Genomic DNA, 24,726 nt, shown 5'->3' with positions numbered 1-24,726 from the left:
GTCTTTTTAAAAATAAATTGTTTCATTTATCACTTACGATCGCATTGCTATGAATATTTTCAGATATCGCATCGACATCATCGACATCATACCCTAAGATATTCAAGAGATCTTCGGCCCTTTGTTGCGTTCTAAACAGTTTATAGATAAAATTACCGTTTTCATCCTTATCTATCAAGATATGTTTCGGTTGCGGTATTAAACAGTGTTGTAATCCACCATATCCACCTATGGTCTCTTGATAAGCCCCAGTATTAAAAAAGCCAATGTACAACGGTTTTTCCCTTCTATATTTTGGCAAGTAAATGGCATTCATGTTCTGCTCGCTGTTGTAATAATCATCACTGTCACAGGTCAGTCCGCCCAACAATACACGCTCATATTCATCGTTCCATCGGTTGATGGGCAACATGATAAACCTCTTGTTAATCGCCCACGTATCAGGTAAGGTAGTGATGAAAGAGGAGTCAATCATATTCCACTTTTCACGATCATTTTGTTGTTTCTGGTATAGAATTTCATAAATGGCACCACCACTTTCTCCTACGGTAAAAGAACCGAATTCGGTGAAAATATGTGGCACTGGAACTTCTGCTTCTGAACAGGTTATGCTGATCTGGTTCAAAATTTCATCGATCATATATTGATAATCATATTCAAAATGCAATGAATTTTTGATGGGAAATCCACCACCGATATTCAAACTATCTAAAGACGGGCAAATTTTCTTTAGACGTACATAAACCTTTAAACACTTTACCAGCTCGTTCCAATAATAGGCATTATCCCGGATTCCCGTATTGATAAAAAAATGGAGCATTTTAAGTTCAACCTTATCATTATCCTTTATCTGATTCTCATAAAATGGAACGATGTTCTTATATCCTATACCCAACCGCGAGGTATAGAACTCAAATTTTGGCTCCTCCTCGGATGCGATGCGGATTCCCACTTTAAAAGTATCGTTAATGGCATCTGTCAACAAATCCAATTCCTCATAATTATCGATGATCGGAATACAGTTATAATGCCCGTTATTGATAAGTCTGGCAATATTTTCTATATATTTTTCACGCTTAAAGCCATTACAGATAACGTAGTTCTGTTCGGTCAACTTACCATCTTGCTTCAATTTTTCAATAATATTGATGTCAAAGGCCGAGGACGTTTCCATATGGATGTCATTTTTCAGCGCTTCATGCATCACATGCTGAAAATGGGAACTTTTGGTACAATAACAGTAATGATATTTACCCTTATAATTATTCTTCTCTATAGCATTAGAGAACCAATTTTTGGCTCTTACAATGTTCTCCGAAATTTTAGGGAGGTAGGTGAACTTTAACGGACTGCCGTATTTTTTAACCAGTTCATTTAACGGAATTCCGTGAAATTGTAAGTGTTCACCATCTAAATTAAACTCTTCTTGGGGGAAATAATAAGTTTGATCAATAAGATCAATGTATTTGGTATTCATGAAATTGAATTATTATAAAATTTGATATTTGTTAAATATAACAACTAGTGTACGGTTTGAAAGTTAAGAAAACGTAACCATCCTAAGTTAAAATCAAACCAAAATCTGCTTTTGCGTGGTAGGAATGAAGAAATAATCATGCTGGCTTTGCACAATTGCGGTAAACTTTAAGGAAGTTAGCTTTCTATATCGGCTACCTATCTTATAAGCTGTTTGTGGGAAATACTTCCAACTTCCCCAAAATCCGAACACAAAAAAATCATACATAATGTTCAGCTAAAAGCCTGCAATTCCTAAGACCTTTAACAGGTTCTTAGAACAGAACAAATGAAATCAAAAAAAATGAAAAAACAAGCGTTTTCATTTTTTTTACGATAAGCAACCTTTCAAAGCAAAATAGCCCTGGCATCACTTTTCATCAACGCGTAACTATTTTATTTTTAATCACTTAAAAACATTTTTTTCAACAACCCAAATGAAGCACTATAAAATTAGCCTGGTTTTATTGTTCTTGATCGTAGTTTATAAAGCCTTAGGTTAGATTTCTCCTTGTATTTATACACCTATTTTGGCAGAAAATAATCCCGAAACATTACCTCTACCAAAGTACGCAAAAGTCCATCTTCTAATGGAATGCATAAAAATTAAAAGACCACGCGCGTGAAAACGAATTGAGTGAAGTACATAGAAATTCAAGGGATTTAAGTTCAAAAATACCCTAATGAATTTAAATATTTTCGATAAAAAAGTTTGAAATTTCATTAATCATGGTAACTTAACCCACAGATGGGAATTCGACCCAAATAGTATAGGAGGGTGGTTTACTATAAATAGTCTTAGGTGGAACAAGCAGGTCATTAAAAATCACAATTGTTCGACCCATATGTAAAATGCTAGAAAACAGTACAATAGAATATAAACAATATCATCAAGCTATATTTTCAGAATGACAAAACCAACATCATTATTCGTTATCATTATCATGCTAACGATTATGGGGTGTAATGCAGAAATTGAAAAAGGACCCGATCGACCGAACATTGTATTTATCATGTCAGACGATCATGCCTATCAAGCTATATCTGCCTACGACAATAGTTTAATAGAGACCCCCAACATCGATAGGATTGCCAAAATGGGCATGTTGTTCACCAACGCAAGTGTCACTAATTCGATATGCGCGCCGTCAAGGGCAACGATCTTAACGGGAAAACATTCGCACATCAATGGTAAAGTAGACAATGTATCACCTTTTGACACGACCAATGTTACCTTTCCTCAATTGTTGCAAAAATCAGGTTATCAAACCGCCATGTTTGGAAAGTTACACTTTGGCAACAACCCAAGGGGATTTGACCAGTTTAAAATACTACCTGGACAGGGATCTTATTATAATCCTGATTTTATCACTAAAAACGAAGGAGAGATTAAAGTACAAGGATATGTGACGGATATTGTTACCGACATGACATTAGATTGGCTTGATAAAGAACGTGAAAAGGAAAAACCTTTTATGTTGATGTACCTCCACAAGGCACCTCATCGTGCTTGGTTAATGGCCGAAAGACATATGAAAGAGTACACCCATAAAACGTTTCCAGAACCTGCTACACTGTTCGATGACCATGAAGGAATGCCGGCAGCTAAGGTCGCCCAAATGAACGTTGACGGAAATATGGGTTGGGCAGGAGACACTAAGGTATACCCAGCGATTATGGACGAACTGGGACTTGAAGAGATAGGGTTTGATAAAATAAGATATGAATATGAGATCGGACGTTTCGATTCGGTTCAAAAGGCGAATTTTGATGCCGCCTATCAACCTATAATGGATGAATTCAAAAAGAGATATCCGAACATGGATGAAAAAGATTTGGCCAAATGGCGCTATCAAAGATACATGCAGGACTACCTAGGCACGATTGAATCGGTGGATGAGAACGTAGGTCGCGTATTGGATTATTTGGAAGCCAACGATTTAATGGACAATACGATTATCGTATACACTTCCGACCAAGGCTTTTATTTGGGGGAACATGGCTGGTTCGACAAGCGGTTCGTATACGACCAAAGTTTTAAGACCCCTCTTTTGGTTTCATGGCCAGATAGGATAAAAGCAGGGACTAAATCCAATGAACTAGTACAGAACTTAGATTTTGCTCAGACATTTTTAGATGTGGCCGGCGTAGAACAGCCTTCAGATATGCAGGGCCAAAGTCTAGTGCCCGTTCTTACAGGTGATTTGGATAATTGGGAGCGTGACGCCGTGTATTATCATTACTATGAGCATCCGTCCGAGCATAATGTAAACAGGCACTATGCTGTGATTACAAAGGATTATAAGCTGATACATTACTATTTTGACCTAGATTATTGGGAGCTTATCGATTTAAAGAAAGACCCTTTGGAGCAACATAACTATTATGATGATCCCGACTACGCCGAAATTCAAAAAGACCTTCATAAAAGATTAAACGAACTACGTGAACAATACGGTGACTCAGAAGCACTAAGCCAGCAGTACATTGATGAATTTATGCCCCTTGCTAAAGAAGGGAAGGTTTGGGGTGTCGAAAAAGAAATTTTAGAACCCATTGTTAAGAAATGGGAAAATTCTAAGAAAACCAATTAATTTATCAGCAAAACGTAAGGTTTAAATCCAATTTCAGAATCTTTATAACAACTAAACATTCAATACATAGTAGGTACCTATAATTCATTACGTTCGGACTTTCACTTTGGAAAATCTGAACTTTTTAGGATGGTTCATGTTGATATATTAGGCTGAAGCTGATCATTTTACAATTAAAGAAAATAAGAGTTCATTACTATTTGCAGAACGATTTTCTGAATAATTCACTCCAAAATCCTACCATAATTTACCTGCGGATAGATTCGGTAGAATTTTTGCAACCTTAAGACATAGAATTGTCAAGAAAAAAAACCCAAGGGCACAAACTACTGTCGGTTTAGAACCCTTTTTTTTGCTATCCACTTTTGGTTTTTACATGTTTTCAAAATTAATTAAAACGGTCATTATGCTCTTTTCTCAAAACACGATCAAATATAGCGAGTCAAAAAAGTGACCTCGGCAAAAATCGAACTTCATACTCTGAATACCCTAGTTTACAAGGATTTTCCCTTTTTAAAAATTTCGATGTTAACCCTTTGTGAACTTTTATGGTGATTTTCTTTTGTACAAACCAATAGAATTAAACGATAATTTTTCAAAGGTTAAAAAAGGATTTACAGGTTATAAGCATTAAACAACTTCAACTAAAATTCTTTTTCATACAATCTTGCCAAGTGACCAGGTCATATTTTCTCTTTCCCTTCCCTTACTTCTTCAAAAATCCGTATTCGTACACGAAGAGGAACACCTCTCCTTTCTGGTTTTTCCAGTAGTGGGTAAAAAAATTCGGGTCGAATCTCGATTCCAACAACACACTGCTATTGATGGTCACCTTGCCCCCTTTGTTATATTCCTTCAATATTTTCCGGTTCAGTTTCGGCTGATTGTCCACCCTATTGTAGAAACGTTCCGGTCGTTGTTTTTACTTATGTTATTGGTAGAGACTCTTGCAGTGCAGGTTGCAGCATTTATTATCCCTCCTTCCCATAAATGTTTTACAGTTCAAGCATTCATGCTGTAATCTCATTTCCATAAAATTAAGTGAATCCCTATGCGAACTTTATTCGCTGATGGTACGCCTAAATCGTTTTCAAAGGAAGAGGCATTACTCGGAAGCATTGATTGATCTATGGCCGTAAACACATAGGTCTACGGTTCAAGTCGGATAAGGTTGTTCAGGCTCTCGTGAAGAAATTACCGGGCATACGCTGAAACTAGGAATATAGGATGTACCCATCCCGAACATCAAAACCGATCTTGGAATTCTTTTCAGTACATTTCATGGAGAGATCTGGATAAACGGAAACTATTTTTTCAGGAACAATGTAGGCATCAATCCCGAAAAACCCGATAACATTGCTAGGTATAGGAACAGGAAACTTAAAGAAGGTTTCACCGATTATTTTAAGGGATAGCATGTATATTTATACTGATATCACTAGTTATGGTCAAGTGAAAAAAACTTCATACGATAATGAAAGATGTAATTGAAAAATTATCAAAATTAGAGAATGGATTTAAACCGATAGAAATTGAAGCACTAAAGATTTTTAGATCCGAAACTATTGAGAATGCTATGATTTTATGTTGTGAACTGTTAAAGCACGAAAAATATCAAATTAGAAGTTTAGCGGTTTTCATTCTGGGTTTGGTGGCTTCGAAAAATTTGAGAGCGTTACATATATTAAAAACAGAAGTCAGTAAAGATTCGAGTTGGCAAGTTCAAGAAATTTTGGCAAAAGCTTTTGACCAATATTGTAACGATAATGGATATGAAAAATCTTTGCCAATAATAAAAGAATGGTTAAGCGACAAGAGACCGAATGTTTGTAGGGCAGTGACCGAAGGGTTACGAATTTGGACAAGTCGTCCCTATTTCAAGGATAATCCAAAAGTCGCAATAAGTCTGATTAGTGCACATAAAGCAAGTGATAGCGATTATTTAAGAAAATCTGTTGGGAATTCCCTTGGAGATATTTCAAAGAAATACAACGATTTGATAGAAGAAGAAATATCGGGTTGGGACTTAAGCGACAAGAAAATTAGTTTCACTTATAAATATGTGACTAAAAACCAAAAAAAATGAAAAACTATTACAACTCATTTTGCGGGTTGACAATTTTGAGTAATACAAAATATTGTACGGCCACTTGTTAGGTGAGTCAGCAACTATTATAAAACACAAAAATAAATTTTCAGATGCTCGGCCGTCTCTTTTCAAAGTTTAATAAAAACTGAGGTAAACGACAACTCTTTTCTTCAGACACTATCCCAATAAGTTTGCAAGTTAAAAATAACGCGGGTCTGACTATAAATTAGGTTACGTAATGAGCAAAAGCGCCCTTGCTTTCCTTCTAGAATATTATTGAATATAATATGTATGATAATAGACGAAAAGCCCAAGGGAAAAGTGTACGTATTTAATATACAGGATATTGAACCAAGACACGCAAAACGGTTTTAAGTTAAGGAAGCGTAACTTTTATTCAGCTCCATTTGATACCGAATGTAACCATTTTGAATCGTGGTAGCGTATTCCTTTAAGAATGGAATGTGGGTTGTCAACGATTGAAGGGGTTAGAATAGGAGAATCATAAGTCAAGAAAGGGAGATTTTAATGTTCGGCTTGCCCAATGAACCTTTCCGTATTTTATTACTTAGTTGAAACAATTGATATTTAAAATAATAAAAAAAGCGGTCTCAAAAAAGGTCTGTCTGATGGCTTTGCCAAAAAAAATTAAGTCCTCAAAAATTCATATTAAAGGTTTAGATTTTCTTATTGCTCGGTGATTTTACCTCTAAAAATGCTTAATCTTTCAATTATTGCGTAATTATTCAAAATCCAGATATAAATCGAAAAAAGGTAATACCTGCTGTGGCAACCTACCTTCCTTTTCATAAATATTGTTGGTATGTGTTCCAATATATTCCTCGGAAAAATGTATGATCCCCGCATTCTCCAATCCTTGACTGAACATTTTACATTGAATGGTAAACCGATCTCCAGCATTACGTCCCCAATCAAACTTTATGGCCCGCAATTCCTTTAGATTATCGATATAATCGGTAATCATATAAAAAGGCATATTCTCGTGCCATTTTTTTAGGACTGATTTATCGACCTGTAATTCATCGCCTTGATAGGTGAAGGGAACATCACAATAAAAGGGTTCATTAGATGCATTGGCAGACCACGATCTAGCGAAGGCCAATATGACCTTACCAAAATAGGATTTGGATAAATCTTCCATCGTATTTGATTTGGAATATTGAACATAGGTATTACTGTTAGGCCCGTACTCTCGAACAATGGCCAACGCCCCAGGACTAATTCCATAGACAGCGTTAAAAATATCAGGATGTTTCATCGCGATTTTCAGCGCTCCATATCCGCCCATACTGTGCCCTGTGATCCCCCTACTTTCTTTTTTTGGAAGCGTTCTATAATTGGTGTCCATATAGGTCACGAGATCAAATGCGGTGAAATCTTCCCAATTACCAAAAATTCCGGTATTGGAATAAAAACTACCCTCATAAGTGGTTCTTTGGTCGGGAATTACCAAGATAAAAGGGTCAATTTTATGTTCCTCAATGGCATAGTCCAAAAGTTCCTTCATGGGGTCGATAAGGCTGTCATCGTTTAAAAAGCCATGTAAAAAGTAGATAACAGGGTATTTTTTTTCTGAAGTATCATAGCCTGGGGGAAGATATACCGAAACCGATCGGCGCGGATTTTCCCCAAATTCATTCTCCAGATTTTTCGAATACAGTGAATCTTTAACCACTGTTCCCTTCAAATTGTTTTGGGCCCATGTTGAAAAAGTGATTGGAATAAGTAGTACTAAAAGTAATTTTCTAATCATTCTATGTTTCTATTAATGGGCATATCCAATAAATATGCGCCTAATGTTTTCCCGTGTTTGTCCAAAGCGGTGGAGCTCGTTACACCACCACCTAAAGCCTCGTACATTACAAAGTTTAAGGCGCCTAACTGGGGTAGTTCATAGCGAATTACATCTCCCTGTACTTGTGCACCAAACCATTTTTTTACGCTAGCAGGAGTCACGTTTTTTTCAATCAGTTCATAGTCCTCAATGTTATAGGCAATGATTGATATGTTGCTGATATTTCCTTTATCTCCTGTTCTCGAATGTGCAATGTCCCAAAGTTTCATTTTTCTACGTAGTTATATAGGTAACACTTAAATCAATATCGGATTTTGGCACAAGTATGGAAGCAATTGCCACAACCTCTGAGACCTTCTTTGTCGCCCCTCCTCCTCCTGCAGGTCCATTGGTATACAGGGCTTCCACTTCATTTGCAAGTTGTTGTGCCTGATTTCTCAATGGTGTTTTGCCGGCCACCCTTAATCGTACCTCGCTAGGTTCTGAGGAATAATTAGACCTTTTTATTAAGGCATCGACCCCTATAAGGTCGATCCTCATATCCAGAATTTCAAAGGGTAAAAGTTTCAATCGCTTTGCCATAATCTTTTTCGCCAGTAAACCTCTTTCTAAACAATTTGCGCCTCCGTAACTAATTTCTCCTTCCCCGAGGAATCCATTCGAATATGCCACGCTCACTTTGTAAGTATCGGTTGCCGTTTTAGAATTGGCATCCTTAAAAACTACTTTATCTTTATCATCCTGATAGAACATCACTTTAGAAAAATCAGCAGTACAATCTGGGGTGATATAGTTTGCGGGATCATGTATTTCATATAAAAGTTGTTCAGTGCACGTCGCTGGTGTGACCAAACCGCCCGCATCCTGTAGTTTAGAGATAAAACCGTTACCGTCTTCGTAAACCTCCACAAAAGGAAAGCCCAGATCCCAAAGATCCGGCACCTCTTTTTTTCCCGGATCCGCAAAATAACCTCCGGTTACCTGACCTGCACACTCCAAGAGATGACCGATTAAAGTCCCTGTGCCCATTAGCTTGGTTTGAGAGTGTTCCCATCCAAATTCGTATTGCATGGGTGCCAAAAATAAAGATGGGTCTGCAACACGTCCCGTAATCACAATATCTGCGCCATTAGCGAGGGCTTCAACAATGCCATCACCCCCTAAATAAGCATTGGCGGAAAGAATATGCTCTTTAAGCGATGATAGCAAAGCCCCGGTTTCTAAAATAGGACACTGTAGGTAATCCTCAATTTTATCGCTGCAATCATCACCGATAACTGCGGCAATTTTAATATTGTGTAAGTCAAGGGAGACCGCCAACTTGCCAATTTCCTTTATTGCTTCCAGGGGATTTGCAGCACCCATATTGGTGATAACCTTGGTTCGATGTTTATACGCCAACGGAAGCACTTTTTCCATTCGATATAGAAGTAGGTCATTATACCCCAATTTAAGGTTTGATTTTTTTTCCTGTTGGGCCAGCGCAATGGTTCTCTCGGCGAGGCCCTCAAAACAGATGTAGTCCAAATTACCTTTTGCGATAAGCTCCAGTGCAGGATCCAATCGATCCCCTGCATAACCTGCTCCACATCCAATTCTAATTTTTTTCATGTTTACCAACTTATAGCCCCTATTAACAAGGAAAATGATAGAATAATCAAGGTGACCAAAAAAGCTAAGGGAATGGTTTTCCTCTGGTGTTCTCCCAAGTCCACCTCGGTCAATCCGATGAGGAGATAGGTAGAACCTGTAAGCGGACTAACAGGAAAACCAGTAGTCATCTGGCCCATGATAGCAGCTCGACCTACTTCCACAGAGGCTACCCCATAATGCGAAGCCGTGTTGGAAATTAAAGGTAAAATACCAAAATAAAAAGAATCTGGATCGAACAGCAGGCTTGCGGGCATAGAGACCACACCGGTCAATAGCGCTAAATGACCTCCTATGGACTCTGGTATTAAGGTGACAGCACCCTGCGCCATGGCATCTATCATTCCCGAACCCTTTAAAATTCCTGTAAAACACCCTGCAGCAAAGAGAATACTGGCCATTAGTAGTGCTGCTTTAGCATGGGCATTTATACGTTCGCCTTGTAACTTAGGGTCGGAATAGTTGAGGGTAATAGCCAGGGCAAAGGCTACCATGAATATGATATGCGGTGGAGCCATACCACTGATAAGTAAAGCTACCGCAATTAATATCATAGCAATGTTCACATAGAACAGTTTTGGACGTTCATGTTCTGTAGATGCTAAGTCCGTAGCCTCGTACACCATACTATTTGCTGTTAGCGGCAAATTCTTACGCTCTTTTTTCCCGAGAAAAAAGGCGATGACAAGCACGGAACAAAGACCAATGATAACAGGTAGGAGCATAGGGTTGAAAAGCGTGGTTACCGATACATCAAGCGCAGATGCCGCTCGAATCGTAGGGCCTCCCCAAGGTAAAATGTTCATGGTTCCAGCCCCTAATGCTGTTACTGTGGCCAAAGTGCTTCGCTTCATATGGAGTGCATCATAAAGCGGAAGAAAGGCCGGGATGGTCACCAAAAAAGTGACCGCACCAGAACCGTCTAAATGCACTAACATCGCCAATAAGGCAGTAGCTACGGTAACCTTCGCCGGATCATTACCCGAAAAATTCAACAATTTTTTAATTAGGGGCTTAAATGTGCCGGCGTCTGTCAAAATACCGAAAAAAAGAATGGCAAATATGAACATGACTCCAGTAGGGGCAATGGATTTAATACCTTCTGTTATGAAATCAATAATTTCAGTGGTAAAGCCGCCCATCAAAGCTGTGGCAATGGGAACAAGGATCAAAGCTACTACAGCGGCCATTTTTTTGGTCATTACAAAAAACAATAATGCAATAATAGTTGATAGACCGAGCCAAGCGAGCATTGAAGTGATTTAAGACTTAAAAGTCTTAAAAATAGGTAAAGATTATATGGATAGAAAGTATATTTTAAATTTAGTGTCAAGTTTATCTCACAAAAAAAAGTGACTTCGCCATTCGGTTTATTTTTACTTAACTCACTTAAATTTAATCAATAGAAGAATGTACTTGAACTAATGAAAGGATGGAGAATAAATGAATTGGTTTGTAAGCAAAAAAGTGACCTCGGCAAGAATCGAACTTGCATCTAAAGTTTAGGAAACTTCTATTCTATCCATTGAACTACGAGGCCAATACTCTAAAGTGCCGCAAAAATAGAATTATTTTATGAAAACCGGTATTATACGGGCAGGCTCTTTTCACTATTCTTCATAAAGTTCTACCACCATCTCAATTTCAACCGCCATATTGCCGGGTAATGAGCCCATACCTACAGCGGCCCTGGCATGTTTTCCATTCTCGCCAAATAGGGCCACCATTAGGTCTGAACAACCGTTAATTACCTTGGAATGGTCCTTAAATTCTGGAGTGGCATTAACCATACCGTGAACACTGACAATACGTTTCACCTTGTTCAGGTTTCCCAATTCTGATTTTAGGACAGAAATCTGATTGATGGCCGCTTCCCTTGCGGCATTATAACCTTCTTCCTCGCTTAACTCCGCCCCTAATTTGCCAACAATATTCTCGCCATTTGCCTGTTTTGGGCCCTTGCCCGCCAGAAATATCAAATTGCCACTGCGCACGGCGTGCACATAATTCGCCAAAGGACTCCCAGGGTCCCTTAATACAATTCCCAAACTATCCAAGCGAGCTTCAGGGTCGTAATGGGTATCTATATTGCGCTTTGTTTCATCGGTTTCAGCGTCAGGGTTACTTTTGATTTGTACACAATTTATAAACAACAAGCCAATTACGGCAAAGGTGACTTTTTTCATGGTTTTTAATTTGGTTACTTTTAGGATAGTACAAGATACTTATTCATCCATTAATAATTCAAAAGGCTCATATTCAGCACCTATGATATTATAAAAAAATCACCTGAATTTATTCAAAAACTAATTTTTATACATTACAGCGTTCATAAAGTATGATTTCACTAAAAAAGGATTAATATTATTCCATTTTTATTAGTTTAGCAGTTCAACCGAAAACAACTTAAAATCGATATCATATGGAAAGTTCCACAGCAAATTCTAATGTAAATGCCAATAGACTGTTTTATGCCAGTTGTTTTGCATTGATAACCACGGCCTTTTCGTTCGCCATAGCCGCAGGAATACTTGACCAACTAAAAACGGAATTGGAATTGACCGCGAGTCAGGCAGGTTTAATTACTTCGATGTGGTTCGCAGGATTTCCTATCGCCATGGTCATAGGAGGATTGATATACCATAAGGTGGGTGGTAAGGCGATTATGCAGTTTGCATTTTTTGCGCATACTATTGGAATCATATTATTGATATTTTCCGAAAGTTATATAGGCCTTTTGGTAGCCAACCTACTTATAGGATTAGGTAATGGATGTACGGAAGCCGCCTGTAACCCTATGATTGCTGATGCCTATAAAGGAAATAAAATGAGTAAGATGCTTAATCGTTTTCATATGTGGTTTCCTGGCGGAATTGCTGTTGGCAGCCTATTATCCGGTCTTATGACAGATATGGATATTACTGGTCAAAGTCAAGTATGGTTATTACTGGTTCCTGCTATTATTTATGCGTTTTTATTTTTTGGACAAGCTTGGCCAAAAGCCACAATTGAAGAAGCCGCGACCCTTACCGGTAATTTAAAAGGAATGTTGACCCCACTATTTATATTTATTGCCATTTGTATGTCGCTCACGGCGATTTCAGAATTTGGACCAAACCAATGGGTTAGTCTTATATTATCGAAAAGTGGTGCCGAACCTACCTTAATCTTAGCGCTAACAGCTGGATTAATGGCGGTAGCCAGGTATTTTGGTGGTAGCATGGTAGCAAAATTTGACCAAACTGGTGTTTTACTTGGTTCCGCTATTCTAGCCACCATCGGCGTTTACCTTTTTAGTACACAAACTGGTGCGATGGCCTATGTTGCCGCTGTTATCTTTGCTCTTGGTGTAGCTTATTTTTGGCCCAACATGATAGGTCTAACCGCTACAAAAACTCCAAAAACAGGTGCTTTGGGTATGTCTATAATTGGGGCCATAGGAATGTTTTCCACCTCAATTTTTCAACCTATAATTGGCGGTTGGATTGATGCCGATAGAGGCACTGCAGCTGCGCAAGGTCTTACTGGTGATGAATTAGAGTTAGTTTCGGGTCAGGATACTTTAGGAACAATGGTCACCTTTCCTGCCATTCTTATTGTTCTCTTTACCATTCTTTATTTTTGGATGAAAAATAGAAAAACTGAAGTGGAAGTTGCTACGGCATAATGAAGTTTTTGATTCATAGAAAAGGGCAAACAACTTAGTTGTTCGCCCTTTTCTATTTTAAACTTATAAATTTTCCTACTCCAAAATCATTTCCAATATCTGAATAGCCGCTTCACTAATTTTGGTGCCCGGACCAAATACCGCAGTTGCGCCGGCTTCTAGCAAAAATGAATAATCCTGTTTGGGCACAACTCCGCCCACAATGACCATAATATCGCCTCGGCCATAGTTTTTTAATTCCTGGATGACTTCGGGCACCAAGGTTTTATGTCCCCCAGCAAGAGAGCTTATTCCTAAAATATGGACATCATTCTCTACTGCTTGTTTAGCCGTTTCCTTCGGTGTTTGAAAAAGGGGACCTATATCCACATCAAAACCTAAATCGGCATAACCTGTTGCCACAACTTTAGCACCTCGGTCATGACCATCTTGACCCATTTTGGCTATCATAATTCTTGGCCTACGACCATCTTGCTCGGCAAAGCGGTCTGCCATTTCCTGTGCTTTTTTAAAACTGTCGTCCTGTTTTATTTCCTTTGAATACACCCCGGTGAATGAATTAATGGTTGCTTTATGTCTTCCATAGGCCTTCTCCAACGCACTACTTATTTCCCCCAAGGTTGCTCTTGACCTGGCCGCAGCTACCGCTAAAGCTAGTAAATTTTCTTCCTCACCACTCCCTTGAAGTTTATTTTTCGCTACTGTGGTAAGATTATTCAAACATTTGCTGACCTCTTCTGTATTTCTCTCGGCTTTCAATTGCTGCAGGCGTTCCGATTGTTGCCTTCGTACTTCTTGATTATCGACTTCTAAAATTTGAAGCTCATCCTCCTTTACCAATCTATATTTGTTCACCCCTACTATGACATCTTGAAGGCTATCTATGCGCGCCTGCTTTCGTGCCGCCGCTTCCTCAATGCGCATCTTTGGAATTCCTGTTTCAATCGCTTTGGTCATTCCTCCTAGGTTTTCTACCTCTTCCATCAGTTCCCATGCGTTATGGGCCAAATCATGGGTCAATTTTTCCACATAATAACTTCCCGCCCAAGGATCTACCGTTTTGGTGATGTTGGTTTCTTCTTGCAGATAGATTTGAGTTTCCCTAGCGATACGTGCAGAGAAATCGGTCGGTAATGCAATGGCCTCATCCAAGGCATTGGTATGCAAACTTTGGGTACCTCCAAAGACCGCGGCAGTGGCTTCTATGGTCGTTCGGGCTACGTTATTGAAAGGATCTTGCTCCGTAAGGCTCCATCCACTCGTTTGGCAGTGTGTTCTGAGCTGTAAGGATTTCTCGTTCTTGGGGTTGAATTCTTTCACTACTTTTGCCCAAAGCATCCGTGCTGCCCGCATTTTGGCTATTTCCATAAAATGGTTCATCCCGATTCCCCAAAAGAAAGATAAACGGGGTGCAAAATCATCGATTTTTAGTCCGGCCTTTAACCCCGTTCGAATATATTCCAAACCATCGGCCAAAGTATAGGCCAGCTCTAAATGTGCCGGTGCTCCCGCTTCATGCATATGGTAACCTGAAATGCTGATGCTATTGAACTTGGGCATATGCTTGGTGGTGTACTCAAAAATATCGGCCACCAATTGCATCGAAGGTACTGGTGGATAGATATAGGTATTTCGCACCATAAATTCCTTTAGAATGTCATTTTGAATCGTCCCTGTCAACTGTTCCAAGCTTACGCCTTGCTCTTCAGCGGCCACAATATAAAAGGCCATAATGGGCAAGACCGCGCCGTTCATAGTCATGGAGACGGACATTTTATCTAAACGGATCCCTTCAAATAGAATTTTCATATCCTCTACCGAATCTATCGCTACTCCCGCTTTACCTACATCTCCTGCTACCCGCTCATGATCACTATCATATCCCCGATGGGTAGGTAAGTCAAAGGCGACGGACAAACCTTTTTGACCTGCCTTTAAGTTTTTCCGGTAAAAGGCGTTGCTTTCGGTGGCGGTTGAAAATCCGGCGTATTGCCTTATGGTCCACGGGCGTTGTACATACATGGTACTATAAGGGCCACGTAAATAGGGAGGCATACCTGCGGCAAAATTTAAGTGTTCCAATTCTTCTACATCCTTTTCAGAGTACTTCTTTTTAAGATCGATATGCTCAGCAGTGGTATACTTTTTATCGCGCCGATGCTGGTCACCAACTTTTTGTTCCTTCGAATCTAAAGTAGTATTCTTGAGGCTGATATGTTGAAGCTCCTTTCTACTCATCTCCCAATCTTTTCCGCTCCAAGCCTTCGGCCAACCTTTTTTCGATGATCGGGGCGATCAAAGTTTTTCTAGGGCTCTTTTTTACGAATGGATAGAGTTCCAACGCAGCACCCATTACATCCAATTCGTTCTGATATTTGTTTGATCCCACCAAAATATCTTGGCCCCTATTAAATCGATCTTGCTGCTTATTTGCGTTATCAGCAATTTTATTCTGAACGGAGTGATTTTTCAACTGCTTTAAGAAGCCGCCTTCCTTTTCAATGGCTTTAAAAAGCACTAATGCTCTTTCAGCCAATTGATCCGTAAGGGTCTCTACATAATAACTGCCTTCTGCCGGATTATCGACTTTATCAAAATAACTTTCTTCCTTCAACAATACTAATTGATTCAGGGCAATACGCTCTGCAAATTCATTATCCTTATGGTAAACGGAATCATAGGGTAAATTAAAAATGGTATCGGCACCTCCTAAAATAGCCGACATACATTCGGTAGTAGTGCGTAGCATATTCACATTAGTGTCGTAAATGGTTTTATTGCGTTTGGATGGCATTGCGGTAATATGACAACCTACTGAAACTACGTACGCCCCAGCAAGCACCTTCCACAGTTTGCGTAATGCCTGCAACTTTGCAATCTCAAAAAAATAATTGCCCCCGATCGAAACCTTAAACTGTACGCTCTTTAGCTTATCAAGTGTACCTTTTTCATTCAAACGGTTCAGATACTCATTGGCATGGGCAAACCCGTAGGCGAGTTGTTGGGTCATATCGGCACCCGCATTTTCATATAGCGAAAGGTCGATACTGAATATATTTTCAATAGGCATTTGCGTAAATGCGTCCATAGTTTCAAAATCTGAGGACAAGGATGTATACCAATTTCCGGATCGGGAAAGATGCCCAATAGGATCTATTTGATAGTAGAGCTTATCGGCATTAGAAACATTTTTTATCATTCTTGCGACATACTCTTTGCACAAAAATTGCATTTCTAAATATACCTGAACAGTATTTAAATCAATATTATTCAAAAGAGCTGTACTATCTACTTCTTCAGAAGGAATGACAAACCGGATGGCATCTGCCCCTTTCTTCAGTATTTTTCGTGCCTTTTCATTGGCCATGATCGCATTACCTGCATAAATGACTTGACCAATTTTCCATGGATTTGAAGCTCTAGAAATGTGCTGGTTATTCTTTGGCAAATCATCGGCATGGTAAAAGGGTTTTATCTTTATTCCTTCGGGAGAATCCCAAACGACCTCCTCATTATAATCTTTTCCCCGCAATTCATATTGAATCTTTTGCTTCCATGCTTTCGCAGAAACTTCTGGAAAATCTTCAAATAAGGTTTTACCCTTCATAGTCTTGGATTTAATATTCAAATCAGGCTAACTTTATTTCAAACTAAACCTATTTAGAACTTTAAAACGGTGCCTATCAAAGATACCATTCCAAAATTGTTAGCTGAATTAGAGAACGGTTAACTCAAGCTAAGCTCCTACATCAGAAGTATTTAAATTCAGAACATCCTCCGTTTCAATCTTCGACAATTCCTTTAACTCCCCCTTTTCAAATAGCGTTGGTAATTGCTGCAACGGAGTTCCGACAGGTGCTTCCCAATTGATATAATCCTGAAACCGAATTCCATCAACAGTCCGTGGATTATAGGCGCTCCGAAAACGTACGCCGCCATTGTTCACACTATAGCTATAGGCCAGATAATTAATATAGTGCGATTTTTTATTGATCCAATACATAAATACATCATCGTGGTCCTTTCCCCCACCTTCTTTACCAAAAGTGACTTTTACCGCATCATACTCCTCCCCTTTAATGACCGTTTCACCGGCATACTCTTTTTGCACGGCTTTATCGTTCAATTTATGGGGTAACGTTGCAAAATAAATAACCGAGTTCAAGGCATTACTATACTTAGCAATGTCTTTTTCTGATAAGTCCACGACCTCATTATTCTTGGTTCTTTTAAAATCCCCATTTTGAAGGGTATCGTCAATGCTATTTCCTAAACTATCTTTTGCTTTAACCGTGTATGTATACCCATTTTTATTATTGAACGTATATATTTTATCACGAAAAACAAATTGATAATGTGCTGTATCATAGAGCATTCCCCCATGTGCTTTAATGGCTTCGTTCAGAATAGCGCTAGTTCCTTCTTTTTGTTCCTGCTCAGATTTTTCAAAAGCTGCCTTATCATTTTTTTCTTTCTGTACATCTTTACAACCCACCACTAGAATTGCAAACATAAACGTCAACAACTTACTATATTTCGTCATATGCTGGTATTAAGGTTTAACTTCTCTATTCAATGTAGACCCTTACGTATGGCCTTTGGTTGAACAATTTTCCCCTGCCCAATTCTCAAATGGAAACCAAGAGATTCAAAGATATTATTAAAATTAGTCGGATACCGAGATATGCCATACAATTCCAGCAAATCACAATTCATATAAGGCATTTGCTTGGTTGGATGTGCTTCACTTGAACTCCAATCAAAAAGAAAAAGTACACGCGCTACTTCAAATGAGCCCAATTGATAATACGATAGCTTGTGAGAAAGCTTCGAAATCTCCCATTAACGTATTGATTTCAGTCATCATTTGAAGGAGGTAATCTATGGAATTATATAAAATTAAAAGCCGAACTGTTATCTAATTGTGATAACCGTTCGGCTTTTATAATCCTTACCCACGATATAAGCAGGCCAGATTTATATACTCATTTTACTGATTCACAATAAATGCATGAATTACACCAGGTAGCCACGCCAACATCGTCAGTAAAATACTTATTAAAAGCGTTGTACCAACACCGTGCTTCATAAAAACAGCCAATGGTGGTAAAAGAATATTTAAAATTATCGTTAATAAAGACATAGTTTAATTTTTGATTCAACCAAATATACAGCGAACCACAGGTTTCGCTTGACGCTATACAATTGAATACTAGCTTAAAAGCACTTACACTCGGTAAACGATTTTCAGTAAGATTAGGATAACATCCCCTGCCGAAAGAACTTTTAACGCTATTTCATCAAATTGATCTCGGCAATACTTTTGATTCGATTGCGCTCTAAAAAGGCATCAATACTTTCAAAATGTTCAATGACCCTTTGATCCCTGAACTCGAAAACTTTTTGCGAAAGTCCCTGTAAAAAATTCCGGTCATGGGAAACCAAGATCAAGGTACCGTCAAAGGTAGAAAGTGCCTCCTTCAACACGTCTTTTGATTTTAGATCCAAATGGTTGGTAGGTTCATCCAGAATCAGCAAGTTGACCGGTTCCAACAATAGTTTAACCATGGCCAAACGGGTTTTTTCACCTCCTGAAAGCAGCCCCACTTTTTTATCGATATCCTCACCGCTGAACATGAACCTGCCCAGGATATTCTTGATTTGACTGCGGATGTCACCAAAAGCGACCTCATCGACGGTCTGGAAAATGGTAAGTTCTGGATCCAATAAGGAAGCTTGGTTTTGGGCAAAGTAGCCCACTTTCACGTTATGGCCTAATTGACAGGTACCTTCCACGGGAATCTCTCCCAAAATAGCTTTGATCATGGTCGATTTTCCTTCCCCGTTCCTGCCCACGAAAGAAACCTTTTCTCCCCTGGCGATGGACAAGTTCGCGCCACTGAAGATCACTTGATCTCCGTAGGATTTAGAAACATCCTTAACCGTAACCGGATAATCCCCGGAACGAGGCGCGGGCGGAAAACGCAATTTTAGCGAGGATGTATCAATTTCATCAATCTCGATAATCTCTAACTTTTCCAACATACGTTCCCTCGAAGAAACCTGGTTGGTTTTGGAATAGGTGCCTTTAAAACGTTCTATAAACGCCATATTATCGGCAATATACTTTTGTTGCTCTTGATAGGCTTTGATTTGATGTGCCCTACGATCTTCCCGTAGTTGCAGGTAATGGGAGTAATTGGCCTTATAGTCGAAGATACGGCCCATGGTCACCTCAATGGTCCTATTGGTAATATGATCGATGAAAGCCCTATCGTGGGAAATCACCATGACCGCATTGGCTTTGTTGATTAAAAAATCCTCCAACCAAATCACCGATTCAATATCAATGTGGTTGGTAGGTTCGTCTAGCAAAATCAGGTCGGGTTTCTGTAAAAGGATTTTGGCCAATTCGATACGCATACGCCAACCTCCGCTAAACTCACTGGTCTGTCTGGTAAAATCTTCCTGTTTGAAACCAAGACCCTTTAAAGCCTTTTCGACCTCAGCGTCGTAATTGACATCCTCCAGCGCATAATATTTCTCCCCTAGATCCGATACTTTTTCGATGATGCCCATATAGGCATCGCTCTCATAATCGGTCCGCGTTTCCAATTCCTTGTTGAGCCGATCAATTTCATCTCGCATTTCAAAAACGTGCTTAAAGGCTTTGGCTGCCTCCTCAAAGACGGTACAATCATCCTCGGTCAACAAATGTTGGGGCAAATAGGCGATAACGGCATCCTTGGGAACCCGCACATTGCCACGGGTAGCTTTTTGTTCGCCGGCAATGATTTTCATCATGGTAGATTTACCCGCACCATTTTTGCCCATTAGGGCGATTTTATCGGTAGGGTTGATGACAAAAGAGACCTCACTGAATAAGGTCGTACCACTAAATTCTACCGCCAAATTATCGACTGAAATCATAATTGGAAATTTAAAGCTGCAAAACTAGGAATAAGTATCGGGCCTTAAAGCTAGGTGAACCTAAAAAATATTCCATCCGATGATATGTCTATTACAAGAACCTTTATAATTGCTGCCAATCGGGAGAAAAGTAGGTTGCCCTTCCGCCCAGTTTTATTTTTTCTATGGTCGCTCCGGTATGGGGGCAAGTGCCTCCCTCCTTCCTGAAGTGGATTAGAAAATCCTTCGGGAAATCGGCGTAGTGGGCATCGTTTTCAATGGCGGTCTCGATTACTTTTTTCATGGCTTCAAAAACGGTTTTAATATCCTTTTCGGTCATATCTTGTACTTTTTTCTTCGGATGCATTTTCGCCTGGTACAATATCTCATCGGCCATCCAATTTCCTACTCCGGCAGCTACACTTTGATCCATGAGTATCTTTTTGATATGTGTTTTACGGCTTTGGAGCGATGCTTTAAAATCTTCAAAAGACAGTGCTCTAGCATCATCACTCAAATTGTGTTCCTTTTTATAATCCTCGATGGAATCGATAAGGTTCCACCAACCAAATTTGCGTTTGTTCTCATAGGCAAAATGAAAGCCATTTTCAAAGGTGAGCACGATATGGCCATATTTTGGTCGGTCATCCACATCCTTGTAATAATTGGGGCGCCCTGTCATTCCAAAATGGATGACCAGAATTTTATCACCGGTAGTTTTCACGAAAAGATATTTTCCAATACGAACCGTACCGGTCAACTGTTCTCCCAGTAAATGGGTATCAAACTCTTTTTTTGATTTTTTTAGAAGTCGGTCGTCCCGACAATCCATAGCTACTATGGTCTGATGTAATGCTGTACTGTCGATATAGACCTTATAACCGTGCACTTCTGGTAATTCTGGCATTGCTTTTTATTTTAAAGTTAGCAAAAAGCAATTTTCTGCCGAATTTACTTTAGACCCGTATGATGTGTTTTTAGTTTCCTAGACGATCCATACCCTTCATTATAACAAAATTGTGGTAGCAAATGACCATTGCTAAATATCAAAAAACTTGTTTACAATCCGGTTCCGTAACCAATTCAAACACCAGATCATGCCCTAAAAAATAGTAAAACCTCTATCTTTATGCTTCTGAAATTTATTATGAATTATGACTAAAGCATTATACGTTACCACCCTCGAGTCTCATAGTGGAAAATCTTTGGTCGTGCTAGGCTTAATGCAACTCCTACTCGGTAAGATGGGGAAAGTAGGCTATTTTAGACCTGTGATCGACGATGTGGAGAAGGGAGCCATTGATAACCATATCCATACCATTATTTCGCATTTTAATTTGGATATTCCTGTCGCTGACGCCTATGCCCTAACCCAAAGTCAGGTGGTGGAACTGTTCAACGAAGGAAGGCAACGGGATATTCTGGACACCATCATTTCTAAGTTCAAGCATCTAGAAGCCCAATTCGATTTTATCCTCGTGGAAGGAAGTGATTTTACAAGCGATGGAAGTATCATCGAATTCGATTTGAACATCGATATCGCCAAAAACTTGGGAACCCCTGTTATTTTGGTAGATAATGCCAAAGGCAAAAACTTGACCGAATTTTGCGGAAACCTGGAGTCCGCCGTGAATACCTATCTTCAAAAAGGAATAGAAATTTTAGCGGTAGTCGCCAATAAGGTCCGCCCAGAAAATGTAGAACTGGTTCGTCAAGAACTCCAAAGGGAGCTAGAGGGCAAAACGATTGCCTTTGCCGTACCCCGGGTAAAAGATCTATCTCACCCCACCATTAAGGAAATTGTGGATTCGCTCAAAGGAAAAGTGCTTTTTGGGGCCGAAAATCTGGATAACCAGACCGGAAGCTTTGGTGTCGGGGCCATGCAACTGCATAATTATCTCAACCATCTGCATGAGAATAGTTTGGTCATTACACCCGGTGACCGTTCCGATATCATTCTGGGGGCTTTACAGGCAAACCTTTCCGATAATTACCCGACTATTTCAGGAATTGTTTTGACCGGTGGAATTCTCCCTGAACCTTCCATCCTGAAATTATTGGAAGGTTTTGAAACCCATGTGCCGATCATTTCGGTGGAACAAGGCACTTTTGACGCTACCAACGCCGTGGGGAACATAAAATCGAAAATTTATGCCGAAAGCAAACAGAAAATAGCTACCTCCATAACGCTATTCAACAACCACATCGATGGGGAATTGTTATTGGCACGATTAGAGACCTTTAAACCTAAGGGCACTACACCCAGAATGTTCCAGTACAATCTGTTGCAACGGGCCAAGAGTCACAAAAAACACATCGTATTACCCGAAGGAGAAGATGTGCGAATTTTAGAAGCAGCCAGTCAATTGAGTGCTTTGGGGATTGTCTCCATTACCCTTTTAGGAAATCGGGAACAGTTGGAAAAGAAAGCAATGCAATTAGGATTTGATATCGGCCATTTGAACATCATCGATCCGGCAGCGTCTCCCAATTTTGAAAATTATGCGACCACCTTTTACGAATTGCGAAAGCATAAGGGGGTAAATATGGATGTGGCTAGGGATACGATGCTCGACGTATCCTATTTTGGCACCATGATGGTCTATAAAGGAGATGCGGACGGAATGGTTTCTGGTGCGGTGCATACTACCCAACATACCATACGCCCCGCATTACAGTTCATAAAGACCAAACCGGGTATCGGGGTGGTCTCTTCCGTCTTTTTTATGTGTTTGGAGAATCGCGTGTCGGTTTTTGGTGATTGTGCCATAAATCCCAACCCAACCGCCGAGCAGTTGGCAGAAATTGCGATCTCCTCGGCAAGTTCAGCAGAAGCTTTTGGAATTAAAGCGAAAATTGCCATGCTTTCCTATTCCTCCGGAAGCTCTGGAAAAGGTGAGCACGTCGACAAGGTAAGAACAGCGACCGAAATCTTTAAATCGAAGCATCCCGAGTTGCAGATTGAAGGTCCCATACAATACGACGCCGCCGTAGACCCCCTCATCGGAAAAAGTAAATTGCCAGATTCTAAGGTTGCTGGGCAAGCATCGGTTTTGATCTTCCCCGATTTAAATACGGGAAACAACACGTATAAAGCGGTACAAAGAGAAACAGGCGCCTTGGCCATTGGCCCTATGCTACAGGGTCTGAACAAACCTGTCAATGACCTAAGCCGCGGCTGCACGGTAGAGGATATTTTCAACACTGTCATCGTTACGGCGATACAGGCACAAGAAAATTAAACGATTATGAAGATTTTAGTTATCAACTCCGGAAGTTCTTCCATCAAATTTCAAATATTGGAAATGCCATCCGAAGAAGTTATCTGTAAAGGACTTGTAGAACGGATCGGCAGTGAGCAATCTGAAATCCATTATGCGGCCAGGGACGATTCTTACAGCCACACCAGCCCTTTGGAAAACCATCAGGAAAGTTTAGAAGCGATAACCCAATTATTGCTGGATACCAACCTGGGCGTATTGGATACCACCGAGGAAATCGATGTCGTTGCACACAGGGTGGTCCACGGAGGCAGTTCTTTCAACGCACCCACCGTGGTGGATGCTTCCGTCCTTGCTGAAATAGAGAAATTAGCGACATTGGCACCGCTTCATAATCCGGCGAACGCCTTGGGTATAAAAGTGGCCACTGCCATTTTTAAAAATGCCGCCCAAGTGGCCATTTTTGACACCGCCTTTTTCCAAACGCTGCCTGAAAAAGCATACCTGTATGCCATCCCCAAAAAAATGGCAAGCGAACATCACATCAGGGTATACGGTTTTCATGGTACCAGCCATAAATATGTATCGGAAAGGGCCATTGACTATCTAAAAAATCCCTCCTCTAAAATCATCAGTATCCATTTAGGGAACGGCTGTAGCATGACCGCCATAAAAGATGGAAAGAGCATTGACCATTCCCTTGGATTTGGACCTACGGACGGACTCATTATGGGTACCAGAAGTGGTGCGATCGACCTATCCGTTATTTTCTACCTGATGGATAGCTTGGGCCTGAGTTCTAAAGAGGTCAACCAGCTGTTGCAAAAACAAAGCGGACTGCTAGGCCTTACCGGACAATCCGATCTTCGGGAAGTCCAAAACGGCGCTGAACAAGGAAACAAGGACTGTCAATTGGCACTGGCCATGACCGCCTATCGCATTCAAAAATACATAGGCAGTTATTTTGCAGTGCTCAACGGACTTGACGCCATCATTTTTACCGCGGGTATCGGTGAAAACTCCAGCGTACTACGCCAAATGGTCTGTGAAAATTTGGATGCCCTGGGAATTCAAATTGACGTTGAAAAAAACAAGCAAAGAAATTCTGGAATCTCCGAGATTCAACAGGTAGGTTCGAAATTGAAAATATTGGTAATACCAACTAATGAGGAGCTTGAAATTGCAAAGCAAGCCTATCTGTTAAAGAGCGAGTGAACCTTAGTCTGAACTTATAAGACATCCAAATACTTTGCTATGCCATTCAC

19 protein-coding genes and 1 tRNA gene are annotated in these 24,726 nt (G+C 40.0%); 5 read left to right on the top strand and 15 right to left on the bottom strand.

Translation table 11 applies throughout. The annotated features are described in order from the left end of the window. Positions 1-22 precede the first annotated feature (22 nt). Positions 23-1,477, bottom strand: coding sequence for an arginine decarboxylase (locus ACNR9Q_RS04830; RefSeq protein ID WP_419213481.1), 1,455 nt, complete (start codon positions 1,475-1,477; stop codon positions 23-25). 946 nt (positions 1,478-2,423) lie between these two features. On the opposite strand from ACNR9Q_RS04830, the gene ACNR9Q_RS04825 reads away from it, so the two are divergent. After that, a complete protein-coding gene (locus tag ACNR9Q_RS04825) occupies positions 2,424-4,109 on the top strand; it encodes a sulfatase (protein ID WP_419213480.1) in 1,686 nt (561 codons plus the stop codon). A gap of 706 nt (positions 4,110-4,815) precedes the next feature. Here the strand turns inward: ACNR9Q_RS04825 and ACNR9Q_RS04820 are convergent. Both ACNR9Q_RS04820 and ACNR9Q_RS04815 read right to left on the bottom strand, forming a co-directional pair. After that, positions 4,816-4,968, bottom strand: a complete 153-nt coding sequence (locus tag ACNR9Q_RS04820; RefSeq protein WP_419213479.1) for a hypothetical protein — start codon at positions 4,966-4,968, stop codon at positions 4,816-4,818. 355 nt (positions 4,969-5,323) lie between these two features. Then, entirely contained in the window at positions 5,324-5,527 is a 204-nt protein-coding gene (locus ACNR9Q_RS04815) for a hypothetical protein (protein WP_419213478.1), read from the bottom strand. Positions 5,528-5,583: 56 nt separating this feature from the next. Here ACNR9Q_RS04815 and ACNR9Q_RS04810 point away from each other — a divergent pair, with 56 nt between their 5' ends. Further along, entirely contained in the window at positions 5,584-6,195 is a 612-nt protein-coding gene (locus ACNR9Q_RS04810; protein ID WP_419213477.1) for a DNA alkylation repair protein, read from the top strand. A gap of 745 nt (positions 6,196-6,940) precedes the next feature. On the opposite strand, the gene ACNR9Q_RS04805 is transcribed toward ACNR9Q_RS04810, so the two are convergent. From ACNR9Q_RS04805 to ACNR9Q_RS04780, 6 genes are all read right to left on the bottom strand, one after another. Beyond that, entirely contained in the window at positions 6,941-7,972 is a 1,032-nt protein-coding gene (locus ACNR9Q_RS04805; RefSeq protein WP_419213476.1) for an alpha/beta hydrolase, read from the bottom strand. After that, positions 7,969-8,283 carry an AtuA-related protein gene (locus ACNR9Q_RS04800; RefSeq protein WP_419213475.1) on the bottom strand — a complete coding sequence of 105 codons (315 nt, stop codon included), beginning with the start codon at positions 8,281-8,283 and terminating at the stop codon, positions 7,969-7,971. The genes ACNR9Q_RS04805 and ACNR9Q_RS04800 overlap by 4 nt, the downstream gene beginning before the upstream one ends. A 4-nt stretch (positions 8,284-8,287) precedes the next feature. Beyond that, positions 8,288-9,625, bottom strand: a complete 1,338-nt coding sequence (locus ACNR9Q_RS04795) for an acyclic terpene utilization AtuA family protein (RefSeq protein WP_419213474.1) — start codon at positions 9,623-9,625, stop codon at positions 8,288-8,290. A 2-nt stretch (positions 9,626-9,627) separates the two neighbouring features. Continuing rightward, positions 9,628-10,917 (bottom strand): CitMHS family transporter, encoded by a 1,290-nt coding sequence (locus tag ACNR9Q_RS04790; RefSeq protein WP_419213473.1) that lies wholly within the window; start codon positions 10,915-10,917, stop codon positions 9,628-9,630. Positions 10,918-11,132: 215 nt separating this feature from the next. Continuing rightward, positions 11,133-11,204, bottom strand: a tRNA-Arg gene (locus tag ACNR9Q_RS04785). A 70-nt stretch (positions 11,205-11,274) separates the two neighbouring features. Continuing rightward, a complete protein-coding gene (locus ACNR9Q_RS04780; RefSeq protein WP_419213472.1) occupies positions 11,275-11,850 on the bottom strand; it encodes a RidA family protein in 576 nt (191 codons plus the stop codon). 236 nt (positions 11,851-12,086) lie between these two features. Between ACNR9Q_RS04780 and ACNR9Q_RS04775 the strand changes: the two genes are divergently transcribed. After that, positions 12,087-13,331: an MFS transporter gene (locus tag ACNR9Q_RS04775; protein WP_419213471.1), complete on the top strand. Its 1,245-nt coding sequence runs from the start codon at positions 12,087-12,089 to the stop codon at positions 13,329-13,331. Positions 13,332-13,406: 75 nt separating this feature from the next. Here the strand turns inward: ACNR9Q_RS04775 and scpA are convergent, their stop codons facing one another. From scpA to ACNR9Q_RS04745, 6 genes are all read right to left on the bottom strand, one after another. Next, positions 13,407-15,569, bottom strand: coding sequence for a methylmalonyl-CoA mutase (scpA, locus tag ACNR9Q_RS04770; protein WP_419213470.1), 2,163 nt, complete (start codon positions 15,567-15,569; stop codon positions 13,407-13,409). Then, positions 15,562-16,938 (bottom strand): methylmalonyl-CoA mutase subunit beta, encoded by a 1,377-nt coding sequence (locus ACNR9Q_RS04765; protein WP_419213469.1) that lies wholly within the window; start codon positions 16,936-16,938, stop codon positions 15,562-15,564. The genes scpA and ACNR9Q_RS04765 overlap by 8 nt, the downstream gene beginning before the upstream one ends. 129 nt (positions 16,939-17,067) lie before the next feature. After that, the gene (locus ACNR9Q_RS04760) at positions 17,068-17,874 is read right to left on the bottom strand and encodes a DUF6503 family protein (RefSeq protein ID WP_419213468.1); all 807 of its coding nucleotides are present in this window, start codon (positions 17,872-17,874) and stop codon (positions 17,068-17,070) included. Between the two features lie 447 nt (positions 17,875-18,321). Continuing rightward, positions 18,322-18,474 (bottom strand): YqaE/Pmp3 family membrane protein, encoded by a 153-nt coding sequence (locus ACNR9Q_RS04755; RefSeq protein WP_419213467.1) that lies wholly within the window; start codon positions 18,472-18,474, stop codon positions 18,322-18,324. A gap of 149 nt (positions 18,475-18,623) precedes the next feature. Next, positions 18,624-20,261 carry an ABC-F family ATP-binding cassette domain-containing protein gene (locus tag ACNR9Q_RS04750; protein WP_419213466.1) on the bottom strand — a complete coding sequence of 546 codons (1,638 nt, stop codon included), beginning with the start codon at positions 20,259-20,261 and terminating at the stop codon, positions 18,624-18,626. Between the two features lie 103 nt (positions 20,262-20,364). Beyond that, positions 20,365-21,147 carry an Fpg/Nei family DNA glycosylase gene (locus ACNR9Q_RS04745; protein ID WP_419213465.1) on the bottom strand — a complete coding sequence of 261 codons (783 nt, stop codon included), beginning with the start codon at positions 21,145-21,147 and terminating at the stop codon, positions 20,365-20,367. Between the two features lie 247 nt (positions 21,148-21,394). Here ACNR9Q_RS04745 and pta point away from each other — a divergent pair, with 247 nt between their 5' ends. Next, positions 21,395-23,482, top strand: a complete 2,088-nt coding sequence (gene pta, locus ACNR9Q_RS04740) for a phosphate acetyltransferase (RefSeq protein ID WP_419213464.1) — start codon at positions 21,395-21,397, stop codon at positions 23,480-23,482. Positions 23,483-23,488: 6 nt separating this feature from the next. Beyond that, the gene (locus tag ACNR9Q_RS04735; RefSeq protein WP_419213463.1) at positions 23,489-24,676 is read left to right on the top strand and encodes an acetate/propionate family kinase; all 1,188 of its coding nucleotides are present in this window, start codon (positions 23,489-23,491) and stop codon (positions 24,674-24,676) included. Positions 24,677-24,726 lie beyond the last annotated feature (50 nt).

This window comes from Maribacter sp. X9, from assembly GCF_048537565.1.
Lineage (GTDB): Bacteria > Bacteroidota > Bacteroidia > Flavobacteriales > Flavobacteriaceae > Maribacter.
The sequence above is the reverse complement of the archived record's forward strand: the minus strand, read 5'-3'. Positions and strand labels throughout refer to the sequence as shown.